We start from the raw sequence: 21,953 nt of genomic DNA, 5'->3' as shown, positions 1-21,953 counted from the left end.
TGCCTCCCGCGATAAGCCAGAAAGGAAATCTCTTTCAGTCTTATCGCTCCGGCTACCACGAAGTCGCGCCTTCGCTGGAAGGTCTATGTAAGAAAGCCCATTACGTTATTGGGAAGTAGATTTGCAATCTGAAGTGTGTCTTCCTTCAATGAAATTAGTATCTAATAGTACTCACATTATATCTCAATCCATACATCTAAAAATCACTCTCACGAAAATGAACAACCCCAGCGAAGGCGCGGCAAAGGGGTCGCCGAAGCCGTGAGACTGGATGCGAAGTGCCTATCCAGGCTCAGGGCGAAAGGCATCGAGGGCACTGAAAAAGTTCTTTTTTATAGTAAGAACTAGTTGATTGTAGTGAAGAGCGGCGACTCCAGCGGGAAAAGCGCGAGCTGAAGACCCCACAGGAACGCAGTGACGAGGAGGCTGAAGCCGTGCCCGCGGAAAGCGTCCGCTCGGAACGGAAATCAACGGGATTGTAGGAATTCGGACTTTTTCGGTGGCTGCAAAGGCATCCCCAAAGCGCCAAGCGATCTAAAATGTGCACTCTAAATCACAACTCTCTCAATAAGGAAACAATGAAAAAGATGCGATATGTCGCCATTAATTGACGACACATCGCATCTATTTTGATAGCTGTTTCAGAGATTTGAAAAAAAGCTAAAGTTTATATTCCTAGTTAGATAAGTGGGCGATATGGATCGTCCGGACGGGTGTAATCGCCGTCTACTAACACGAGAATTTTGCCTTCATTGAAATAATCGTTGTATCGTGTCGCTTCTTCTTCAGGGATACCCATACCAATAAGTGCGCCGGCAAGTCCCCCGACTCCCGCTCCAGCAGCTGCACCAGTGATACCAGCTACAATTGGTCCGGCTGCAATGATTGGACCGATTCCTGGAATGGCGAGTGCACCGATTCCAGCAAGAACACCACCGAGTCCGCCAAGAATTCCACCGGTTGCCGCTCCTGTTGCTGCACCGTCAGCTGCATGTGTACCTGTTTCATCTGCAATGGCTTCAACGTCTTCTGAATGTTTACTCATGACCGATATCTCATCTGATCCATAACCCTGTCTTTTCAAATCTTCAATTGCTGCAATTGCTTCAGCCTCAGTATGATAATGTCCCACTACATGTCTTGTAACCATTTCATAACGCCTCCTAGAATTTTGTGAAAAGCTAATTGGCTTGCTAGTCTAGAAAATACCCCTTCACTCACATCTGAAACATGTAAACTGTTACAAACAGATTACAGTTTGTGAATCTATGTGTTTTAAACAAAGAAAAAACCCCGCAAATTGCGAGGTTCGTACTTCATCGAATTAGTATATATTTCACGTAATTTCTCCATCCGAATGCTCTCCATTCTTTCTTTGAAGGCAAGTCGGTAGGTATCGGTAGAAACACTTTTGGTTCGTATACATACTCCACCAGCGATGGTTCCTCGAGTACTACATCACCAAGTGTTAGACCTTCCGTCACAACCGCACGTGTTTCCCACGCAAACGGGGTTTTTACATCTCTCTTTTCGGCACGTCCTTCTTTGTTAATCATCCATACAGACGCACTTTCTTTATACAAGTCATTTAGCCATTTTTCTTTTACAGAGATGGCATCCGTGGCTTCATTGACGATAACAACTGCGTTGATGTTGGATCCGTACGGAACAGATTCTACTGCCTCGTCCGTTAAAATACGAACTTCATAATAGCTTAGCGGATTCTTAACCTGTGTATCGTCAAGTGCCTTATATGCATTTAGCCATTCATTGTCCAAAGCAGGTGCTTGTGAAACGGATAGCACAGTTCCTTCCACAGCATTTTCGAAGCCAGCACCTTGAATGATTACTGGGTCACCATTTTTAATTTTTAGCCATTCTTCGTTTTTCGTATACGTGACAATCGCTTTTTGTGAACTGAAAATATCGACGGCAAGCGTGGAACCGACACGGGTCACTTTTGAAACGACACCGTCCACAGGACTAATCAATGCGGGCCTGTCCGGATTTTGGGCCAGCTGTGCTTCGATAACCGTTTGCTGACGATCAATTTCTGCCAAATCCTGTTCAGCGGCTGCAATTGCTTGCGCAAATGAACCATCCTGTTTCACATCAACGTTGACATCCACGTTCAAACCTACTTCAAGCTTGGTGTCTTCTGCACCTTCTGAGACATTGTCTTGTCGATTGACGTTCGATGAACTATCGGATTGCGCTTCTTGGCGTTCGGACTCCAAAGTGGAAATCATGCTTTGTACCGAATAGTACTGCTGTAGAAGCGCATCACGTTCTGCTTCCCAGACAGCACGTTGACCTTCTGCACGCTCTGTTTGCAAAATCGCGATTTCATCCCCGACCGTGACAGGGTCACCTTCTTTTACGAGCCATGAATCGACTGTATCTTCTCCGTCAATGTAGACCGTATACGTTTCAACTGGCGCAACAAATCCTTCTTTTGGTAGTTTCTCCTGGTAATCACTGCTTGTCATTCGTTCAAATTGATCAACATAGACTGATTTGGTGATGACGCTTTTATCAGAAAAGAGCAGATAGAAGTTTGCTGCCAAAAACGAGCTGATTGCAACGGTTACAGCAATATTCTTTACTTTACTCATTGCCGACACCCCTTTCTATGAGGGAATGGAATAAGTCTTCCAGCGGGATAAATCCAACAGCTGCTACGATGAGTGCCATTGCTACATGAATTCCTATCAGAACCCAGAAAAACCCTTTACGTTCAATACCGCCCGTATATGAACGGATGAATTGATATTGAAGTGCGATAATAATCGCGGTCGTCACTGTCAATTGATTGAGGAAAAGAATGATGTACCAGTTATTAAGAAAAGTTGCTGCAAGCGGTCCGAAAGATAGAAACGACACACTTGTTGCCGCCCCTTTCATTGTGAACACAAAGAAAATAACCGCTTTCTCGAGCAAGAGAATACCTGTTACAAGCAATTGCAAGGGCATTAATTTTTTAAATGGAATCGCAGTTAATCGACTTAGTATGTATGCAAACCCGAAGAAATGAAATCCCATATAGATAAGTGCCCATATTATTGCACCGAGCAGTGAAACATATCTTGCAATTGTATAATCGGTTGTAGTCATCGTCGAAAGGAGCGAGGTAATAGACTCCGTATTCATGCCCCATATATCACGTAGTGCGAATAAGAGGAATCCGATAAAGAATACGAATAAGAAACGCCTTTTAAAACCGCGCATCTTCGAATTTTGAAGTTGGTCCGCCAATTTATACGGATTCGTCAAGAATTGCCAAAACTTAAAATCAAAAAACATTGCGGTAATCCCCTTCTGCTAACTATGGCTGAATTTGTTGAAGTCAAAATTCTCCTATGCTTACTTTAGCAAAAATTGAGAGATTTGCAATGTTTGAGGGCTTAAAATTATGTCCTGTTTACTAGTTTAGGGAATTGCAAGTGACGGAAACCTCTCTTTCACTGTTTAAGAAACGAACTTTTTGTCTATCCTTCTATAAAAGGGCACTGTAAAAAAAAATTATGGGAAATGTTGTTTCGCTTATTTCCCGGGAAATCGACAATGGTCGAATTGTTGTTTCTGAAGGAGCTTATCCCTTTTCATTCAGTTTGACAGGTTTGTTATTGTAATAGAGCGAGAGAATAGATAACACTTGGGATTGAAGACAAAAAAAACACCTACCGTTAACGTCTAACGACAGGTGTGTTTCAAGTTTCATTTTTCAATTTTGCTGCAGTCCTTCCGTCAGTTCATCGAATAATTGTATGTCATCTGTTTCGAGCGCATAATCAATCATACGCGTTCTGTTTTCCGCCTCTAAATGTTCTATAATCGCTGCAGCTTCAAGTGATATCACTTCCGGCATTTTTTCTTGTGATTCGATCCCCATCTTCCCTTCTAGGATTACTGTTAGATGCATGTGAAGATCCGAAATAAGAAGCAACTGGTAGAGTGGCAAGCGTATAAAGCGATTCCCACGTTGAAAAACAAATACTTCTCCTAGATTTTCAACTTGCAAACTTCTCATATTGACAACGATTTCTTTTCCTTCCGATGGAATGAATTGAAATACGTCTCCTCCTTTTATGATGGAGAAATACTGGTAGGCAAATACGAGACGGAGACGGTAATCTTCTTGGCTTGTGAAAAAGGGTGTCATCCTTTGTACTGATAGCATCTTTCTCCCTCCCTTTTATTGTATATTCTACTTATTATCAGTCTACCACATCTGCGTTTGTTTTGTGAATGTTTTGTTAACTTTTCATCTTTACATTAATCTATTATATTCCGCTTGTATATATGCTGTTACTTGCTAATACTTTTTTATTCTTTGGATGTTTGAGGCTTGAGCTAATACAAACAATTTTGTCCTAGCGAGCAACTATTCAATTCTCCCTTGTTGACTGAAATGACCGGATTCTTTGCGAAACCGAGCAAAACGATTAGAAGGATGATAAATAAATGTGCAAAAGAACAAGATATGGATAACATCATTTCCGCTCGCTGCTAAAAAGCGGTATAATAGAAGGAATGCTTTTCTTAGGGAGTGATCCGTTGAATATAACTGTCGAACGTGTATCCTACTTGCACGAAAACGAAATAGATGAATATATGAATGGCATTAAACATGCACTGCGGCCTGGGGTAGATGCCGAAGCACTCGTAGTTAGACGTGCAGTCGCACTCGTCCGAAATGGCGCAACCGATTCATATGTATACGACCCATCTGAAAACACAGTGGTTGCAAGTCTCTTTGGTGTGGATTCGGAACAAGTCCGCCTTCTTTTTAATAATGAAAGTTCCCAATGTACATGCGGCTATTCCGGCTGGTGTTCCCACCGGATCGCCGTTATATTCCACTTATATTCACAGCAGAATTCTCTGACTGAATGGCTCCACGAATGGCGCAGAACCGACTCGCAACAGATGGTACTTTCCATATCTGAACGCACACCTGAAGCATGGATTCATGTACTGAAGCGCCTAACCATTCCACTTCGCACGATTGAGCCAGCTGAAAATCCGGGTGTGTTCATCCATGAAACGTCCTTGATTGATCAAAAAGCGGCTCCGTTAATTCCTTTTGAGTATGAGTGGAAACCTCTATTTGAACTTTACTATCGATTGCATGTTCTGGATGCCGGGTGGTCGTATGTTAACGCCCATTTAGGCGGTGAACCGACCTCATTCTTCTACGGTAAGTGGTACGTACAAAACTGGCTAACTGAGCAACTGGGTAAACTGAATGATAGCGTTTCAGCCATTGGTGCGAAACCAAAACTATTTGAAGCAGACGCTTTTCATGAACAAGTGAAAGAGCTAGTCCGGACATTTGCGCTTGGACATTCGGGTTTGTTCAACGAAAGGTTTCATGTTTACCGTCTTTTTTGGGAGAACCTCTTCCCCTATCAAGCCGCGCGAAGCGTTGAGTTGGAAATTCTTGCGAAAGAAAACTCGGAGGAATCTCGAACTTTTATCGCCTTTTTCCATCTAACGGAAGGAAAACATGAAGAATTGGCGGAAATGGTCAGCAATGTAACAGCTGATAATGTGATTACATGGCTGCCTCTTGCAAAACTTGCCGAAAGTTATGATGAAGTAGAATCACTGTCTATTATTATGCATGCAATGCTCCCCTATATTGGTGACTACGTTAACGAATCTGTCTCTTCGGCTGGCCGACCTGCATTTGTGCGCACAATCGACGGTTTATTTGAAGCCGCTGATTTTTCGGAAGAGCTCCGTGAAGGCATGTTTGCCCAATACGGGGAACCGGGCGTCGATGTGTATGCAGATTTCCTTGTTGAACGTGAACGTTTTGCCGAATGGGCAGCGCTAATGCACAGATACGGTGTTCCTTATGACGGGGCGGAAGCAGGCGGCTTGAAATTGGCACTGAGTACAGATCCAGCAGCTGTCTTACCACTCCTTCATACGTTTGCCATGGGTTTCATAAAAGAAAAGAACCGACATAGTTATCGGCGAGCCGTCAAATTGTTTAAACAAATGAAAGCCGGTTCGAAAAAAAGTGGCAAAATCGACTTTTGGAATCAATACATTGATACAGTGCGTGAAAAAAACCGCAGACTTCGCGCATTGATGGAAGAAATGGAGAAAGGGAATTTAAATTTATGACCGGAACATTTACATTAAATCGCCTATTCCGCTTGAGCATTCGCTTACTGGAAGATGGACTATTTTCCATTGCCGCGGAAGAAGGCAATGGGTTGAAGATTGAACCGGACGAACTTGTTTCCTTCCTGTTCTTTAACAATGAACGTGCGCTTTTTGGACTCCTTATCAATACAGACGCAGACTTTGCTTACGTGCAAGCAGACAAGCTACTGCCTATTTTTTCAGCGATGCACCCCTACATTACCTTCGAAGGGCTTACCGCTGAAGACGACGCGTTACTTACGTCCGTTCGGGAAGCTGCAAATTCATGGAGCGACCCCGACTTATGGAACTATGCGGAAGTAGACGGCACTAGTATTCGTTTTGATAGCAAGAAAGCAGGTATTTCCGAAGGTGCAGCTGCCGTAATCGCTCATGCTGTGAGTAGTAAGCTTTCAACATCTGGCATTAATCCTGAACTGCTTGCTTCATTGTTACCCCATTTACGGACATACGGCTGGCCGGGTGAAACCGTTTCGACAATGCCGGTCAATCTTGCATTCCGCTTGACTGAACCAGCAGTCGAGACTACTGACACGGAATGGCTTCTTGAATCGGTTATTGTAGGAGAACGCGGGGCACATTGGTCTCCTGCTATGCGGAAAGTGAATGCACCTGCCGTAGAAGCGCTTCCTGCCAAGTGGAAGCCATACGCGGATGACATTGTGAAGAAGCAATCTGAAATGACATCTTTCCTAGGTTCAGTGGACATTGTTCCTAGTGAAAGTTTCTTAGCAACACCGATGTCTGATCCTGAAGTACGAATGTTCATCCAGGATGACTTGCCTTTGCTTCAATCATTCGGATACCCCGTCATCCTACCAGCATGGCTGAAATCAGTGACAGAATCCAAATTGAGAATACGGACCAATGCGGGTGTGCAATCGTATAAATCAGCTACCGGTTTAGACGAAGTGCTGTCTTTCGATTGGAACTTCTCACTTGCCGGTAATACGATCGGTCGCGAGGATTTCCGTAAACTTGTCGATGAAAACCGTGAATACATTCGCTCCGGCGATGAATGGTTCCATATCGATCCATTGTGGCTGAGAAAAATTCGCGATCTGATGGACCGTGCGGACGCTGGGGAATGGACTGTTAAAGACTTACTTTTCCAAGACATTCCTGAAGAAATAGTCCCTCTTGAAGAGGATGAAGATTTAGATGATCCATTATTTGCTTTTACGATGCAGAAATCACTTCTTGGTTATATGGAAATGCTGTCCGATAAAAAAGGTCTTCCTGCTGCCGGCATTTCAAAAGATTTACTTGCTGAACTGCGGCCATATCAGGAAGACGGATACAACTGGCTGACTTTCATGCGTGATAATAGCTTCGGTGCATGTCTGGCAGATGATATGGGGCTTGGAAAGACTGTTCAACTCATTACTTATCTGCTTAACATTCATGCAAGACCCGATACAAATACGCCATCACTCATCGTTTGTCCGACAAGTGTACTTGGCAACTGGCAAAAAGAACTTGAACGGTTTGCACCTTCTCTTTCAGTCCATGCCCATTACGGTCCGATGCGAGCGAAAGACGAGAACTTTAAAGAACTCATTCACCAGTTGCAGCCTGACGTCGTACTGACGACGTATGGTACGGCTTCACAGGACGGTGAAATGCTAGCGGAGACAGAATTTGCGAGCATTACGCTTGATGAAGCGCAAAATATCAAGAACATGCAGACAAAGCAATCCCGCGTTATACGAAAACTTCGAGGTAGGCACCATATTGCCTTGACGGGTACACCAATTGAAAACCGTTTATCTGAACTGTGGGCAATTTTCGACTTCATTCACAAAGGGTATTTTGGCAGTTTCCGAAAATTTACTGATAACTACATTATCCCGATTGAGCGTGACGATTCAGAAGCGGATAAACGGAAGTTAAGAGCTAAAATTCGTCCATTCCTATTGCGCAGAACGAAGAGTGATCCTGATCTGCAGCTCAATCTTCCGAAAAAGCTTGAGCAGAATGAATACTGTCCTTTAACAACTGAACAGGCCGCCTTGTATGAAAGTTTTCTTGAAGAAACGAAATTCAAGTTGCAGACACTTACCGGTTTTGAAAAGAAAGGTCTCATTTTAAAAATGCTCAGCCGATTGAAACAACTATGTAACCATCCAGCGCTCTTCTTAAAGGAGCCACAAGCTCCTGCTGAGCAAATGATGTCAAGGTCTAATAAACTGGATTTGATCGTCTCAATGGCGGCTGACATCGCAAATAACAAAGAGCAATGCCTGATCTTCACTCAATACATTGGCATGGGGCAACTCATCCGTCAATGCTTGTCGGAACTGCATGGCATTGACGTTCCCTTCTTAACTGGCAGCATGCCGAAGGGTCAACGTGACCGACTGGTGGAGGCTTTCCAGGAAGGTGAATTCCCTATTTTCATCCTGTCGTTGAAAGCTGGCGGAACTGGCTTGAACTTAACGGGTGCAAATCACGTATTGCATGCAGATAGATGGTGGAACCCCGCTGTTGAAAACCAAGCAACCGACCGTGCTTACCGTATCGGCCAGACAAAGTTCGTCCACGTCCATAAATTTGTGACGATCGGGACGATTGAAGAGAAAATCGATAAGATGCTTGTGGAGAAAGCGGCACTATCCGCCGACTTAATCCAATCAAGTCAGTGGCTGTCGGATTTGTCCGACACGGAACTGGACGATTTGTTATCTTTCGAAAGCTAAAGAGCAGTATCATTTAAGTGTAGGACTCCCGTGCCGCAGTTGGCACTGGAGTCCTTTTTAGTTTTTTGCATAAATCCCATCAGACGCATCCGCGTACGGAATTTTACGTATTGTTACGAGTCTATTTTTCCTATCGCCATCTTCTATCCGATTCAATCGCTTGTTTTGATTGGCTACTATGCTAATCAGTTGTTCAATTTGCATTTCCATCCTCTGCAGATCTTTAGTAAGTGTCTCCAAAATTCTCACTTCCCTCTCTAGTGATTCCACTTATCCGAATCCTGGAAACAAGCGCAGAACACGATTCCAGGATTCTTAAGTGGTTATTATTAGGCGTAAGAATCCGACCCCCATCGGATTTCTACTATGCAACTAGATCCGCTTTGTACGGATGACCCTGAGAAATCCGCACGCGTATCTTTACTCACTCAAACTGGACATGGTTAGAACCCCTTCTGTACATGTCCAGTATTTCTTTTTCTCACATTTACCTTCTACTAGTGTATCGGGCATTACTCACTATCTATCCTTTTTAGTTGTCATTGCGGCCCCGGATTGTTGCCCGGTTGCAGTCCTCCTTTTTGCCACGACAGATTCGCGGCATGATATGTAGTATTGCGCCTGAATCATTCAAGTTAAAAAATCGGTAATCCTTCTGCTTCTCTACTCGGCAGATTGAAATGCTCAGCATCCTCTTTTTCCGCTATCGACTGTGGCGTACTTATTACATGTTCACTGTACAGGTTGTCATTGGCACGCTTTTTCGTTAAAATAAAACGAACATCTTCACAAATCACCTCTGTTAAATAGACTCGACTCTTATCCTCCCTTTCATATGACCTGGATTGAATACGTCCGCCTACACCGATCAATGAACCTTTTCCACAATGTTTTGCAGTATTTTCCGCCGGTCTCCCCCACATTGTACAAAGCACAAAATCTGTCTCCATTTCTCCTTTCTGGTTTTTGAAATTACGGTTTACGGCAAGGACAAAGCTGGTTTGCACCCTACTTTCTGAGATTCTTTTAAGTATTGGATCTTTCGTAATTCGCCCAACTAATGCAACCTGATTCAATTGAGTTCCTCCTCTCTTGGTTTCTGACTTCATCATACTCGGTCCGATTTAATAAGAGCAATCACATATATTTCAATTTTCAGTCATCTTTCGACATCAAATTCCTTTTTTGCTCGACTTTATTTGCGGCATGGATGATCGTAATTGAATAGCCCTAAGGAGTATCTGAATTTTCAGGTTTCATTGATAATTCAACTTTGGCATCTATCTAATTTCATTGGAATTTGCTCTTATGGTATACTATGAGGAAAAAGATTGGGGTGGATGATGATAAAAACTTTTAAAATGTTGTCAGTGGGCATAGTGCAAGATGATATCTTACGCGATTATCCGCTGAGTGACGGAATTATTATCAACCAGGAAAATAGTCATCATATGTGGATTTTAGAAATGTTCATCGATAAAGAACATCAGTCCGTTTTCGAAAAATGGAAAGCTGATGAGGATTTATTGGAAGTAAAAGTGGTTATTTCGTATCCTGAAAACGAACCTGCCGCATTCCGTGTTGCTGTCAAAGGCGTCAAACCAATTGGGGATAAAATCTCTGTATTGCTAAAAGGTCGTTTGAAGCGTGCGCGGGCTCAATATGCCGAACAGCTATTGGAGGAATTGATTGGTGAGGGGCTTGGAGGGGAAGATTTGTTACGTCGATTCGAATCAGATATGCGCTCTCGTCCGCGTTTAAAGGAAGATCAGGAAGATGCGGAAAGTTGAATGGTCTATGTTGTGCTGCCTAGCATTATAGGCAGTTTTTTGTGTTTTTATATGTAATTGTTTACGATTGGCTCATTTAGAGTAGAAAAACCGCCTCAAGTGTTATGAGGCGGTTCCCCGCACGGCTTGCGGTTAGCGATTAGCGATTAGCGGTTAGCGGTTATTTATTGTTATTGTTGTTATTATTGTTATTGTCGTTGTTCATTTCATTTCGCTTGTCCGAGTCTGTGTTGCCGTCATTCATAATGCCATTGTCCGGATTTGCATTGCCGCCATCATCATTGATGATGCCATTACGGTCTCCGTTGTTGTCATTAATGATGCCGTCATCAACTCCACCGTTGTCCAGACCATCCATATCCGGTCCTGTTTGTTCATTTACATCAGGCGTTATGTCTCTTGTGTTGTCCTCCAAGTTTTCCATCGGCGTTTCGTTGTTATTCGGTACGTCGTCGTTGTTGTTGTTGGTACCACAACCTGTTAGTACAAGTCCCGAGATTAGAACAAGTGGTATCGCTTTTTTGAACATGAATAAATTCCCTCCTCTCCACAAGCCGTCTATCACACAAACAAGTATGATACTTCGTAGCTTAGCCAGAAATGAGGGAACTATCCGTTTTTATTTATGAAGATGCTAAATGTTTTTTCAGCAATGTATCGACGTATACTGCTTCCGCTTTACAGTTATACTCGTAGTGCGTATTCAGCTCTTCCTGCATGATCTGAATTTCAACAATTTGTTCTTCGGATGGCGGTTCACTGAGGATACGTGCGATAATTTTATTGATGCGTTGCGCAAGATCTTCATGGAATCCCGGATCAAGTTTTACTTCGTCTGGAATTTTAGTGTACCAAAGCGCTTTTACCGTAATGTACTCGCGCCAACTGGCAAAATAATCATCGATACTAAATCGCTCACCGGACCATTCAATATCGCTCATGTATTGTTCGAATGTCTGTGTAATCGATCTCGTTATGCTGCTTTTTAAATTTGGAGAAAGATCTTTAAACATATTGATGTGAAACCTCCCACTTTGTGCTATCTAACAGCACTGTATTGACCATTGTATCGAAACTTCCATTTATTAGCGAAATTAGTTTTTTCCAGTTTCTACAACTGGACCAAGTGCAAATGTAATTTCTGTCTCGCATGCAATTTCACCATCGACTGTAGCAACCGCTTTGCCTTTGCCGATTGTTCCACGAAGTCGTGTGATTTCCACTTCCAGACGCAATGTATCTCCAGGTGTCACTTGTCTTTTAAAACGGCAGTTATCGATTCCCGCGAAAAAAGCAAGACGTCCTTTATTCTCTTCTTTTTGCAACAAAGCGACAGCGCCTACTTGTGCGAGCGCTTCCACGATTAGAACGCCTGGCATAACCGGGTATCCTGGAAAATGTCCATTGAAGAAATCTTCATTAATTGTAACGTTTTTTATGCCTACTGCACGTTTACCTTCTTCAACCTCAAGAATCCGGTCTACCATAAGAAAAGGATAACGATGCGGTAAAATGGCTTGTATCTGTTCTGCTGTTAGCATGTCCATCACCTACCACTTTACTATGTATTTTAAAAGATAAAAAAGCTGTTATTTTTGTTTTCCGGCAATGATATCCAGAATGTGCGTCCATGTTTCTTTTTTAAAAACATCGCTTGGATTGCCGTCTCCGAGAGTGCCATAGCCAATCATCGCTCCGAGCGCAGCCGCTCCGACAAGAAGCAACAGGACCAGTATTATACGAACCCAAATAGGAAGTAGACGTATTTGTACCCAGATTTGCTTTTTCGGTGCAGTTTCCTCGACTTTTTTTTCAGGCCGTCCAATTGCTTTCCGGCTTGATCGTAGTAAAGGTTGGGCATCTTCTTGCTTCTTCTCTGGTTGCTCGGTTTTTAACTTGATTTTTTTTTCTTCTGTCATAGTCAGTACTCCCTTAATAGTCCAGGCTCCAGACGTCATTCTAGTAGGATTTCATCGAATACCATTAATTAAGCCGAGCATTTGATCCGCAAGTGTCACTGCACGCGCGTTGAATTGATAAGAGCGCTGGATACCGATGAGGTCCGTCATTTCTTTTTGGTAGTTCACATTCGATGCTTCGAGCGCCTGGCCTTCCATTCCAATACTACTACGAGCAGCACCTTGTAGCTCAGTTAAGACATCCGCTTCTGTGACACCGAGGTCTGCCAAGTTTTCGGGCAGGCCAAAGTTCGTTCCAGATAGCCGCACCATCAGATTCGGACGTTCCATCACTGTCACAGCCAACTCAACAAACTCAGTCGTTCCATTCGAATGCGTGAGCTCTAGGTCGCCGCCCGGTTTGACTGTGTATTTTTTTATGTCATCCGAGAATGTTACAGGCAATCCTGCACTGTCAGCGACCGGATATCCTTCAGCGTTGACGAGCATCACTTGTCCATTGGCAATAGGTGACACGTAAAAGTTGCCCTGACGCGTGTAGACAGTTTGCTCGCCGCCTCCGTCAGGCATGAGGATATTAAAATACTGTTTTGGCGTTGTCAGTGCGAAGTCAAGTTCACGGCCAGTCATTTGCAGGGTGCCAGCTTTCCAATTCATCTGTGTTTGACCAAGCATCGCCCCAGAACCGTAACGGATACCATTCGGAGATTGACGCGGTGCTGTGTCCGCCTTATCGTTATTGAATTGCTGAACCAACATTTCACGAAAACTTGCATCACTCGATTTATAGCCGTGTGTTGAGACATTCGCAAGGTTATTTCCGATGATGTCGATTTGGTTTTGCAATTGACTCAGCGTATTTGTTGCTGTTGTCATGGTGCGTATCATGCATCCCCGCTCCTTTCAGATGGCGTGTCATCAGTTGACACGACCGACTTCCGTTACCGTTTTTTCCATGCTGCGGTCGTAGGCTTGAAGAATTTTTTGATTGGCCTCGAATGCACGGTACGCAGTTAGCATGTCCGTCATTGTCCGGGCCGCATCGACGTTCGATCCTTCCAGATAGCCTTGCTGCATTGAATAAGTAACGCCAGCCATGTCATTTCCTGCAACCAGGTTTTCGCCGTCCATAGTTACAAACATGCCATCGCCTTGTTTTTGAAGCGTATCAGGTCGCTGTGAAAATGAAACACCAAGCGTTGCGACGGCTGTTTCACCTTCCATAATGACGCCTTCGTCAGTTATGCGGAAGTCATCGTTTTGCACTTCAATTCGCTGTTCGTTGCTATCAAGCACAAAATCCCCAGCCGAACTCGTTAAATAACCATTCGCGTCAAGTGTGAAATTACCGTTTTTTGTATATTGTTCTCGACCGCCTTCATTTTCAAGTCTGAAGAATATGGCGCCCGCTGTTCCCGTGGCTTCCTCAATCGGTAAGCGGCCATCGATGAGCGCTACGTCCGTTGTCAGCTCCGTTTCACGTAATTGCCCCTGCGCAAATAACGGCAGCGTCTCCTGCATGTAGACACCCGTTGAAATCCCACCAACTGGCGATAATCCCTTCATCTGAAAGCCGTTTTCCGTCGGTATTCTTGCTGTTTCAATACTCGACATATACATTTCCGGAAATGAACGAATTACTGCTTGTTCCGCCTTATAACCAGGCGTATTGGCGTTTGCCATATTGTTCGCAAGCATCTCCGTTTTTCGTTGTTGCGCAATCATACCTGACCCAACTGTATAAAATCCACGGAACATGTGCTCACTTCTCCTAACTTTTTAAAAATGATTATCGGCTGGATAACTTATGTATATTATCCAATAAAACGCCTGTCCCAATCGCAACACAGTCGAGCGGATTATCTGAAATGAATACAGGAACCTTCAGCTCTTGTGCGAGTAATTGGTCGATGCCGTGCAGTAGTGCTCCGCCGCCTGTCAGGAAGACACCGCGATCGATGATATCCGCTGATAATTCGGGAGGAGTTTTTTCCAAGACGTTTTTCGCTGCTTGAACAATCATAAAAACGGATTCTCTTAGTGCCATTCCAATTTCATCGGAATGTATCGTAATTGTACGAGGAAGCCCTGACGCCATATCGCGCCCCCGAATATCTATTTCTTCTTTTCGGCCAACTGAAAAAACAGTTCCAACTTTGAATTTAATAGCTTCAGCAGTTCGTTCACCGATATATAATTTATATTTGTGTTTAATGTAGAGTGTAATGTCGTTATCAAATGTATTACCGGCGGTCGTGATAGACCGAGATGTAACAATGTCTCCCATTGATAGTACGGCTACGCCCGTCGTTCCCCCACCAATATCGACGACCATATTACCACTTGGTTGGAAAATATCCATACCCGCGCCAATTGCTGCAACTTTCGGTTCTTCTTCCAGGTACACTTTCTTGCCACCTGATTTTTCGGCAGCCTGCTGGATGGCTTTCTGTTCGACACTTGTAATGTTTGTCGGGCAACAGATTAAAATTCGTGGTTTGGATAAGAATCCTTTGACATCCAGTTTATTGATAAAATGACTTAGCATCGCTTCCGTAACATCAAAGTCAGCGATGACTCCGTCTTTCATGGGTCTAGTTGCAATTATATTAGCGGGTGTTCTGCCAACCATTTGTCTCGCTTCTTCCCCGACTGCTAGTACCTTATTGGTATTCTTATCCATCGCAACTACGGATGGTTCATTCAGTACAATCCCTTTACCTTTAACGTGTATCAAGACGTTAGCTGTACCGAGGTCTATGCCGATATCTTTTGCAAACATTGTTTCTGTTTCCCCTTCCACCCGCATCATTGGATATTCCCGTGTATGTATACGCTTCTGACTACACATTTTACCATAAAAGGTTGATAAATAATATACTTAAGGGTTGTTTTCGTGAAAGAACTCTATTTATTGCAACAGCAAAAAACGGATCGCGATGTGGATGCGATACCGCCTTCTATTTCTAACTGTTTCCGACTCTTTTCGTTTCGTTCATCCACTTAATTCTTGTCGCCTCGCCGCCCCGCAAATGTCTGACTGACTTATGATAGGCAAGTATTTTCGCGACTTCTTCTGACAGGGCCACATCGACGTTTGGTAAGCGTTCCGTCAAGTCTTTGTGAACCGTGCTTTTCGAATAGCCTGTCGCTTTTGCCAACGCACGTACCGTAAGTCCAGTTTCCAGTAACATATTGCCGAGGCGCACGCATCGCCTCCGTATTTGCTCGTGCACGCCCTCTTCCTTTCCTCTGAGGTCCGAATCTTCCTTTATCCTATGCGGTTGTTGAGTGGGATATGCGGGCGGTTGTCGGGAGTGGGTGGGGTTTGGGTGGTTATGGGGATTTTCTGGGCGGTTGTTTGCGTTTTTGGGGTGGTTATTTGTGGGATTTTGGCGGTCGGGCGCAGGATTCGGGCGGTCGCTCGGGGATTTCGAGCTGTCATGCGCGGGATTTGGGCGGTCCCACGTAATTTTTGAGCGGTCGCTAAAAGTTTTCGGGCGGTTCCCCGCTGTTTTCGAGCGGTCTCAAAGCCGACCACCCTATTTACCCCAAAGAAAAAGCCACTCCGGATTGGCTCTGGAATGGCTGGAAACTTGCTATTAAAATGCTAGAAAAGTGCTTGGATTTACGGCTATCCCATCTTGTTGGATTTCGAAATGAAGATGGTTGCCTGCCGTCGGATTCCATTCATTTTCTGTTGTTGTGGCGAGTGGTTGTCCTTGAACCACTTCTTCACCTTTTTTAACGAGAATACCTGTGACGGATCGATAGATTGTTTTTAACCCATCGGCATGAGAAAGTATGATTTCATCACCTTTAAACGGGTCTAGCAAGATGTCTTCTACTGTACCGCTGAGTGAAGAAACAACTTCAAATTCCTTGCCTTGAATCGCAATCGATATGCCTGTGTTTGTTACATACGTCTGGCTGGAGACGAGTAACGCGTTTTCACGCACGGCGGGCTCTGCATTTACGTCATAAAAATCTTGCAGAATCGCTACTTCGTCGATAGACTCTTCAGCAAATGGGTATTTGAGTGTTTCGTTTGCTGCGTTCGTCTCGACGACCAATCCATCTTGCGGGTCCTTCGCTGCATCGTTGGCTAAACCTGGGGCATCTTCTTTCATGTATGCATTGTAACCCCAGATCATACCAACGAAGACGATTGCGATACCCGAATAGACTACAGGCCAAAACCAGCTTTTTGCCTTTGCACTTTTGTTCTTCTGAGAAGGGGCTTTCGGTTTTTCTTCTCGCATTGTCATCACCTCACTCGCTATTATCTGCAAGTGAGAGAGTTTTTAAACATTCCGAATCAAGTAAAGTGAATTTTTTTATTTTTGTCCCCGAATAATAGTGTAAAAGAATTTTTTCGGCGGTCCATCCTTTCTGAGCAAATGCTTCCGCCCCGTATTGGCTCATCCCTACACCGTGGCCATAGCCATTCGTTGTAACATGAACAATACTATTCGTTACGTCGAATGCGATATCAAAATCCGTAGATGCTAGTCCCAGCAAATCTCGCATTTCCCTGCCACTCGCTTGAAATTCTGTAGAGAGGACTTTCTGAACACGACCTGTATCATTTCTAACGAGTTGAAGTGATTTGAATCGATCAGCGCTCCACTTGCTTCCTATCTTTTTATTCCACTCAGTGAGTTTCAATTCGGTTTTCCTTTCTACGTTTGCAGCAACGTCCCCCTCCCCGGGACTATCCACGCTTTGTAAGTAAGGTACGTCATTGCCACTGAAATTTTGCGCTGTCTCAGTCTGTCCATTCGATGTAGAAAAAAACATTGCAGCTATCATTTCGTCTCCATAAGTAATAATATCCCCTGCAGTCGCCTCCACCGCTGCACGTACTTTTCGTTCATTGCGTTTGAATTCTTTCCCCCAACGCTCTTTCCGTTTCTTTTCGGAGGAATAGACTTGTGCAGATACATCTGCGGCGATTGGTTTTTTGCCGTTCTCGGTCGTTCGGAGTGCGTATGTCCGTGCGGCAACTGCTTGTGCCTTTAAAGCCTCTTCACTGAATGTGACAGGCATTTCAGCTGCGACGACACCTACTACATACTCTTCAAGTGGGATCGGCTTGTCTACGCCGGTAACGATGATCTCCACGTAGCAAAGCTGTGCCTCCGGTTCTTCAACTTCTTTTGTGATTTGCGGAGTTTGTTTTAATAGGATAGGGATGAAAAATAAAAGGATGATGAGGAACGCTGTTAGTAGTTTGTCCATAATTGATTATATGAAAAACGAGACGTATTATTCATGTTTTTTTGGACATACTAGCAAAGGAGCATTTTGAGTCTTCATATATGTGAAGACAAAAAAGGCCGTAGTCTCTACACTACAGCCCTTTCAAGTACTTATGGAATGAAATTAAACGTGTTGTACCGTTTTTTCAGTTTTCATCTCAGGGGATACACGTACGATATCCGCACCGAGTGCCGCAAGTTTTCCGTGGAAGTTCACATATCCGCGGTCAAGATGCGATAGTTCCGTAACACGGGTAACACCTTCTGCAACCAGTCCTCCTAGAATGAGGGCTGCTGCCGCACGAAGGTCCGTTGCTGCTACTTCAGCACCTTGTAGTTTTGAAGGTCCATTTATGATGACTGATCTTCCTTCAATTTTGAGGGAAGCATTCATCCGACGGAATTCTTCAACGTGCATGAAGCGATTTTCGAAAACGGTTTCGGTCAAAATACCTGTACCCGATGATGTCAGCATAAGTGCCATCATTTGGGATTGCATATCTGTTGGAAAACCAGGATGAGGCATTGTTTTTAAATCTACGGATTTCAAAGGTAGTTTTGCTGTAACGCGGACACCTTCATCCAGTTCAGTAATGACTACACCCATTTCCGTTAACTTGGAAATAAGTGCTGCGTTGTGCTCTGGAACTGCATTTTCAATAATGACATTTCCGCCCGTAATTGCAGCTGCTACCATGAAAGTACCTGTTTCGATACGATCCGGTATAATGTGATGCGTTGTGCCAACTAATTTTTGGACGCCTTCAATTCGAATTGTGTCCGTACCCGCTCCGACAACTTTACCGCCCATTTCATTGATAAAGTTCGCTAGGTCAACGATTTCGGGTTCTTTTGCTGAGTTCTCGATGATTGTTGTACCAGCCGCCAAAGCCGCTGCAGTCATGATATTTTCAGTTGCGCCGACGCTTGGAAAGTCGAGATAGATTTTAGCGCCTTTTAAACCGTTTTCAGCTTTCGCTTCAACGTGTCCGTGGCCGAAAGTAATTTCCGCACCCATTGCTTCAAAGCCCTTTAGATGTTGGTCAATCGGACGTGATCCGATTGCACAGCCGCCTGGAAGTGCAATTCGTGCAAAGCCATTACGTGCGAGAAGCGGTCCCATTACAAGAATTGACGCACGCATTTTCCGTACATATTCGAACTGTGCTTCAGTTGAAAGTGTATCCGAAGAATCTATGACGACTTCATTCATTATTGGGAAGTGGTCCACTTTTGCATTCAAGCTTTTAAGAACTGAGTTTATTGTTCCAACGTCCGAAAGATTGGGTACGTCGCGTATTACGTTGACACCTTCTGATGCAAGCAATGCAGCAGCAAGTATAGGCAACACAGCATTTTTAGCGCCTTCGACTCGGACAGTACCATTAAGTACACGTCCGCCAGTGATAATAATTTTATCCAAAATAAGTCCCTCCGACTCCTAATTTATAGCAATTCATGTTATTTTTCATTTTATATATTCGATTTTTTTAGTCATACATTCATCTTCAAAACATATACTATTTTACACTGACGTTCCCCTTATAACAAGTAACGTCTGGGCTATTTTACCGACTAAGTACTTAAGTAGTCTATATTATGTACACTATTGACGTTTTGTGTCATAATATCTCTCCACCTGTAGTATCAGTTCCCTCTAAATCGGCACAGCAAACCTAAGCTCAAAAAAATTGATGAATTTCATGTCATCGCCTTAAATACGAGATGTTTTTCGCATACAAGGCGATAACATGTAGCTGATCAAATTGCTGCTCAAATCACCCTTTTTTTTTTGCATCAAAAATGGTTATTAAGTTAGCCGAACATGAACGGAAGCCTTCCGGACCAATAGGATAATTCTAAAAAGAAATTCGACACGGACCATCCGATCGTGATACTTAATAAAATGAACAATAACTGTGCTTGAAAGACACGGTTTTTTTTTATGATTTTTTCTGGCATGATCGCTTGCAATGCAAAAAAGGCAACGGCTATGAAAACAGTATGTGAAACGATTGACAGTAACGGTTGATAGCCCATTATAGCATCCAAAGTAGGGTCCTCCCTTAATAAATGAAAAGGCGAACAGAAGAATTGTTCTTCTGCCCGCCAACTCAACAACTCATTTATTTCTTGTTTCGTAGACATTGATACGATTGAGGGCACGTTTTAAATCCAGTTCCGCTAAGTCGTGTTCTCTGCCTTCTTTTTTTGCCTGAAGTGTTTCTTCTGCTAGTTTCGCCGCTTTTTTTGCACGGTCGATATCAATAGAAGAAGCCAGTTCCGCACTTTGAGCCAAAACAGTGACAACATCCGGACGGACTTCGATAAAACCACCGTGAACGGCGATATGTTCAGTCGAGTCTTCCTTTTGTAGGCGAAGCCCACCGATTTGAAGCGGCGCAACCATCGCGATGTGGCCGGGAAGAATCCCGATTTCGCCTGTTTCGGTAGCTGCGATGATAATGTTCGCTTCGGTTTCAACAACAGGGCCGTCGGGAGTGACGATATTGACTTTAATTGTCTTCATTTTTTCCCCTCCTGGTCCCTTAAAATCAAATTCACATCGGCGAATTGGGCGCAGACTTTTATCGAGCAAGTCTCGATAACTCCCCTAAAAAAATCTACGCTATTCACCGGAAGCTTTTATTTGATTTGGCAGGGATTTGAATCCTGCTGATTAAACTTCAACACCCATACCTTTTGCTTTTGCAATAGCGTCTTCAATCGTTCCGACAAGTCGGAATGCATCTTCTGGAAGGTGATCGTACTTACCTGCAAGAATTTCGCTGAAGCCTTTAATTGTTTCGGCAACTTGTACGTATGATCCTTTTTGTCCTGTGAACTGCTCAGCTACGTGGAAGTTTTGTGACAGGAAGTTTTGAACACGACGAGCGCGTCCAACTAGCTGCTTGTCTTCTTCTCCAAGTTCATCCATCCCTAGGATTGCGATGATATCTTGAAGTTCACGGTAACGCTGAAGCGTTTGTTGTACTTGACGCGCAATTTCGTAATGCTCTTCGCCGACGATTTCAGGGCTTAGTGCACGTGAAGTTGAAGCAAGTGGGTCAACCGCAGGGTAAATACCCATTTCAGAAAGTTTACGCTCAAGGTTCGTCGTTGCATCAAGGTGAGCGAACGTTGTAGCAGGAGCCGGGTCAGTATAGTCATCCGCTGGTACATAGATTGCTTGGATAGACGTAACTGAACCAGCATTTGTAGACGTGATACGTTCTTGAAGTGTACCCATTTCCGTTGCCAGTGTCGGTTGGTAACCAACTGCTGATGGCATACGGCCAAGTAGTGCTGAAACTTCAGAACCTGCTTGTGTAAAGCGGAAAATATTATCGATGAACAGAAGTACGTCCGCGCCTTGTACGTCACGGAAATGTTCTGCCATTGTAAGTCCAGATAAAGCAACACGCATACGTGCGCCAGGTGGCTCATTCATTTGACCGAAGACCATTGCCGTTTTCTTAATAACGCCGGAATCTGTCATTTCGTAGAATAAGTCGTTCCCTTCACGAGTACGTTCTCCAACGCCTGCGAATACGGAAATACCACCGTGTTCTTGTGCGATGTTATTGATCAATTCTTGAATTAGAACTGTTTTACCTACACCTGCACCACCGAAGAGGCCGATTTTACCACCTTTAATGTATGGAGCAAGTAAGTCAACAACTTTAATACCTGTTACAAGAATTTCAACTTCAGTTGAAAGTTCTTCGAATACTGGAGCTAACCGGTGAATCGGGTCGCGGCGTTCTGAAGCCGGGATTTCCTCACCAAGGTCAATAATCTCTCCAAGTACGTTAAATACACGTCCCAGTGTAACGTCACCAACTGGAACCGAAATTGCAGAACCCATATCATCAACGATTGCTCCGCGTTGCAGACCATCTGTTGAAGACATTGCAATTGTACGTACAGAATCATCTCCGAGGTGAAGCGCGACTTCAAGTGTCAACGTTTCAGGCTCGGTGTTTGGACGTTCAATCTGAACTTTCAAAGCGTTATAGATATTAGGAAGCTGACCGTCTTCGAACTTGATGTCAACAACCGGACCCATAACCTGAAGAACATGTCCTTTATTCATACTTATTC

At 43.9% G+C, this 21,953-nt stretch carries 23 protein-coding genes; 3 read left to right on the top strand and 20 right to left on the bottom strand.

Annotation, left to right across the window (positions count from 1 at the left end):
* Positions 1-679: 679 nt before the first annotated feature.
* From AC25Y6_RS17025 to AC25Y6_RS17010, 4 genes are all read right to left on the bottom strand, one after another.
* A complete protein-coding gene (locus tag AC25Y6_RS17025; protein WP_482104298.1) occupies positions 680-1,150 on the bottom strand; it encodes a general stress protein in 471 nt (156 codons plus the stop codon).
* Between the two features lie 166 nt (positions 1,151-1,316).
* Positions 1,317-2,615 (bottom strand): permuted SH3 domain-containing protein, encoded by a 1,299-nt coding sequence (locus AC25Y6_RS17020; protein ID WP_488143855.1) that lies wholly within the window; start codon positions 2,613-2,615, stop codon positions 1,317-1,319.
* Positions 2,608-3,303 carry a hypothetical protein gene (locus tag AC25Y6_RS17015; RefSeq protein WP_488139045.1) on the bottom strand — a complete coding sequence of 232 codons (696 nt, stop codon included), beginning with the start codon at positions 3,301-3,303 and terminating at the stop codon, positions 2,608-2,610. Before AC25Y6_RS17015 ends, AC25Y6_RS17020 begins: the two co-directional genes overlap by 8 nt.
* Positions 3,304-3,724: 421 nt before the next feature.
* Complete coding sequence (locus tag AC25Y6_RS17010; protein WP_482101096.1) at positions 3,725-4,180, bottom strand: transcriptional regulator; 456 nt, start codon at positions 4,178-4,180, stop codon at positions 3,725-3,727.
* Between the two features lie 377 nt (positions 4,181-4,557).
* Here AC25Y6_RS17010 and AC25Y6_RS17005 point away from each other — a divergent pair, with 377 nt between their 5' ends.
* Positions 4,558-6,138, top strand: coding sequence for an SWIM zinc finger family protein (locus AC25Y6_RS17005; RefSeq protein ID WP_488143854.1), 1,581 nt, complete (start codon positions 4,558-4,560; stop codon positions 6,136-6,138).
* Entirely contained in the window at positions 6,135-8,879 is a 2,745-nt protein-coding gene (locus AC25Y6_RS17000; RefSeq protein WP_488143853.1) for a DEAD/DEAH box helicase, read from the top strand. The genes AC25Y6_RS17005 and AC25Y6_RS17000 overlap by 4 nt, the downstream gene beginning before the upstream one ends.
* A 57-nt stretch (positions 8,880-8,936) precedes the next feature.
* Here AC25Y6_RS17000 and AC25Y6_RS16995 read toward each other — a convergent pair whose 3' ends face one another.
* Complete coding sequence (locus tag AC25Y6_RS16995) at positions 8,937-9,119, bottom strand: hypothetical protein (protein ID WP_482101099.1); 183 nt, start codon at positions 9,117-9,119, stop codon at positions 8,937-8,939.
* Between the two features lie 395 nt (positions 9,120-9,514).
* Positions 9,515-9,955, bottom strand: coding sequence for a single-stranded DNA-binding protein (locus AC25Y6_RS16990; protein ID WP_488143852.1), 441 nt, complete (start codon positions 9,953-9,955; stop codon positions 9,515-9,517).
* Between the two features lie 264 nt (positions 9,956-10,219).
* On the opposite strand from AC25Y6_RS16990, the gene AC25Y6_RS16985 reads away from it, so the two are divergent.
* Positions 10,220-10,669: a YwpF family protein gene (locus tag AC25Y6_RS16985; RefSeq protein WP_488143862.1), complete on the top strand. Its 450-nt coding sequence runs from the start codon at positions 10,220-10,222 to the stop codon at positions 10,667-10,669.
* Between the two features lie 160 nt (positions 10,670-10,829).
* Here AC25Y6_RS16985 and AC25Y6_RS16980 read toward each other — a convergent pair whose 3' ends face one another.
* From AC25Y6_RS16980 to atpD, 14 genes are all read right to left on the bottom strand, one after another.
* On the bottom strand, positions 10,830-11,198 hold the full coding sequence (locus tag AC25Y6_RS16980; RefSeq protein WP_488143851.1) for a hypothetical protein: 369 nt from the start codon (positions 11,196-11,198) through the stop codon (positions 10,830-10,832).
* A 94-nt stretch (positions 11,199-11,292) separates the two neighbouring features.
* Complete coding sequence (locus tag AC25Y6_RS16975) at positions 11,293-11,682, bottom strand: hypothetical protein (protein WP_488143850.1); 390 nt, start codon at positions 11,680-11,682, stop codon at positions 11,293-11,295.
* 81 nt (positions 11,683-11,763) lie between these two features.
* Positions 11,764-12,210 carry a 3-hydroxyacyl-ACP dehydratase FabZ gene (fabZ, locus tag AC25Y6_RS16970; RefSeq protein WP_488143861.1) on the bottom strand — a complete coding sequence of 149 codons (447 nt, stop codon included), beginning with the start codon at positions 12,208-12,210 and terminating at the stop codon, positions 11,764-11,766.
* A gap of 48 nt (positions 12,211-12,258) precedes the next feature.
* Complete coding sequence (locus tag AC25Y6_RS16965) at positions 12,259-12,588, bottom strand: DNA-directed RNA polymerase subunit beta (protein ID WP_482101103.1); 330 nt, start codon at positions 12,586-12,588, stop codon at positions 12,259-12,261.
* A 51-nt stretch (positions 12,589-12,639) separates the two neighbouring features.
* The gene (locus AC25Y6_RS16960; protein ID WP_488143849.1) at positions 12,640-13,476 is read right to left on the bottom strand and encodes a flagellar hook-basal body protein; all 837 of its coding nucleotides are present in this window, start codon (positions 13,474-13,476) and stop codon (positions 12,640-12,642) included.
* A gap of 30 nt (positions 13,477-13,506) precedes the next feature.
* Complete coding sequence (locus tag AC25Y6_RS16955) at positions 13,507-14,346, bottom strand: flagellar hook-basal body protein (RefSeq protein WP_488143848.1); 840 nt, start codon at positions 14,344-14,346, stop codon at positions 13,507-13,509.
* A gap of 31 nt (positions 14,347-14,377) precedes the next feature.
* On the bottom strand, positions 14,378-15,370 hold the full coding sequence (gene mreB, locus AC25Y6_RS16950; RefSeq protein ID WP_488143860.1) for a rod shape-determining protein MreB: 993 nt from the start codon (positions 15,368-15,370) through the stop codon (positions 14,378-14,380).
* A gap of 184 nt (positions 15,371-15,554) precedes the next feature.
* Complete coding sequence (locus tag AC25Y6_RS16945) at positions 15,555-15,824, bottom strand: sporulation transcriptional regulator SpoIIID (protein WP_482101106.1); 270 nt, start codon at positions 15,822-15,824, stop codon at positions 15,555-15,557.
* Between the two features lie 366 nt (positions 15,825-16,190).
* Positions 16,191-16,850 (bottom strand): peptidoglycan DD-metalloendopeptidase family protein, encoded by a 660-nt coding sequence (locus AC25Y6_RS16940; RefSeq protein WP_482104311.1) that lies wholly within the window; start codon positions 16,848-16,850, stop codon positions 16,191-16,193.
* A gap of 10 nt (positions 16,851-16,860) precedes the next feature.
* The gene (gene spoIID / locus AC25Y6_RS16935) at positions 16,861-17,829 is read right to left on the bottom strand and encodes a stage II sporulation protein D (RefSeq protein ID WP_482101108.1); all 969 of its coding nucleotides are present in this window, start codon (positions 17,827-17,829) and stop codon (positions 16,861-16,863) included.
* A 144-nt stretch (positions 17,830-17,973) separates the two neighbouring features.
* Positions 17,974-19,272, bottom strand: a complete 1,299-nt coding sequence (gene murA, locus AC25Y6_RS16930; RefSeq protein WP_488143847.1) for a UDP-N-acetylglucosamine 1-carboxyvinyltransferase — start codon at positions 19,270-19,272, stop codon at positions 17,974-17,976.
* Between the two features lie 392 nt (positions 19,273-19,664).
* Positions 19,665-19,889 (bottom strand): DUF1146 family protein, encoded by a 225-nt coding sequence (locus tag AC25Y6_RS16925; protein ID WP_488139255.1) that lies wholly within the window; start codon positions 19,887-19,889, stop codon positions 19,665-19,667.
* Positions 19,890-19,971: 82 nt separating this feature from the next.
* Positions 19,972-20,379 (bottom strand): F0F1 ATP synthase subunit epsilon, encoded by a 408-nt coding sequence (locus AC25Y6_RS16920; RefSeq protein WP_488143846.1) that lies wholly within the window; start codon positions 20,377-20,379, stop codon positions 19,972-19,974.
* 150 nt (positions 20,380-20,529) lie between these two features.
* Complete coding sequence (gene atpD / locus AC25Y6_RS16915; RefSeq protein WP_488139057.1) at positions 20,530-21,945, bottom strand: F0F1 ATP synthase subunit beta; 1,416 nt, start codon at positions 21,943-21,945, stop codon at positions 20,530-20,532.
* Between the last annotated feature and the right edge of the window lie 8 nt (positions 21,946-21,953).

It is taken from the genome of Sporosarcina sp. Y1004 (assembly GCF_057669665.1).
Note: the sequence above shows the minus strand (reverse complement) of the source record. Positions and strands in the feature narration are given on the sequence as shown.

Bases quoted from the DNA above. Each gene is read 5' to 3' on its own strand.
- AC25Y6_RS17025 (WP_482104298.1), bottom strand. From the start codon at position 1,150: ATGGTTACAAGACATGTAGTGGGACATTATCATACTGAGGCTGAAGCA.
- AC25Y6_RS17020 (WP_488143855.1), bottom strand. From the start codon at position 2,615: ATGAGTAAAGTAAAGAATATTGCTGTAACCGTTGCAATCAGCTCGTTT.
- AC25Y6_RS17015 (WP_488139045.1), bottom strand. From the start codon at position 3,303: ATGTTTTTTGATTTTAAGTTTTGGCAATTCTTGACGAATCCGTATAAA.
- AC25Y6_RS17010 (WP_482101096.1), bottom strand. From the start codon at position 4,180: ATGCTATCAGTACAAAGGATGACACCCTTTTTCACAAGCCAAGAAGAT.
- AC25Y6_RS17000 (WP_488143853.1), top strand. From the start codon at position 6,135: ATGACCGGAACATTTACATTAAATCGCCTATTCCGCTTGAGCATTCGC.
- AC25Y6_RS16985 (WP_488143862.1), top strand. From the start codon at position 10,220: ATGATGATAAAAACTTTTAAAATGTTGTCAGTGGGCATAGTGCAAGAT.
- AC25Y6_RS16980 (WP_488143851.1), bottom strand. From the start codon at position 11,198: ATGTTCAAAAAAGCGATACCACTTGTTCTAATCTCGGGACTTGTACTA.
- AC25Y6_RS16975 (WP_488143850.1), bottom strand. From the start codon at position 11,682: ATGTTTAAAGATCTTTCTCCAAATTTAAAAAGCAGCATAACGAGATCG.
- fabZ (WP_488143861.1), bottom strand. From the start codon at position 12,210: ATGCTAACAGCAGAACAGATACAAGCCATTTTACCGCATCGTTATCCT.
- AC25Y6_RS16965 (WP_482101103.1), bottom strand. From the start codon at position 12,588: ATGACAGAAGAAAAAAAAATCAAGTTAAAAACCGAGCAACCAGAGAAG.
- AC25Y6_RS16960 (WP_488143849.1), bottom strand. From the start codon at position 13,476: ATGATACGCACCATGACAACAGCAACAAATACGCTGAGTCAATTGCAA.
- AC25Y6_RS16955 (WP_488143848.1), bottom strand. From the start codon at position 14,346: ATGTTCCGTGGATTTTATACAGTTGGGTCAGGTATGATTGCGCAACAA.
- mreB (WP_488143860.1), bottom strand. From the start codon at position 15,370: ATGTTTGCAAAAGATATCGGCATAGACCTCGGTACAGCTAACGTCTTG.
- AC25Y6_RS16940 (WP_482104311.1), bottom strand. From the start codon at position 16,850: ATGCGAGAAGAAAAACCGAAAGCCCCTTCTCAGAAGAACAAAAGTGCA.
- spoIID (WP_482101108.1), bottom strand. From the start codon at position 17,829: ATGGACAAACTACTAACAGCGTTCCTCATCATCCTTTTATTTTTCATC.
- AC25Y6_RS16925 (WP_488139255.1), bottom strand. From the start codon at position 19,889: ATGGGCTATCAACCGTTACTGTCAATCGTTTCACATACTGTTTTCATA.
- AC25Y6_RS16920 (WP_488143846.1), bottom strand. From the start codon at position 20,379: ATGAAGACAATTAAAGTCAATATCGTCACTCCCGACGGCCCTGTTGTT.
- atpD (WP_488139057.1), bottom strand. From the start codon at position 21,945: ATGAATAAAGGACATGTTCTTCAGGTTATGGGTCCGGTTGTTGACATC.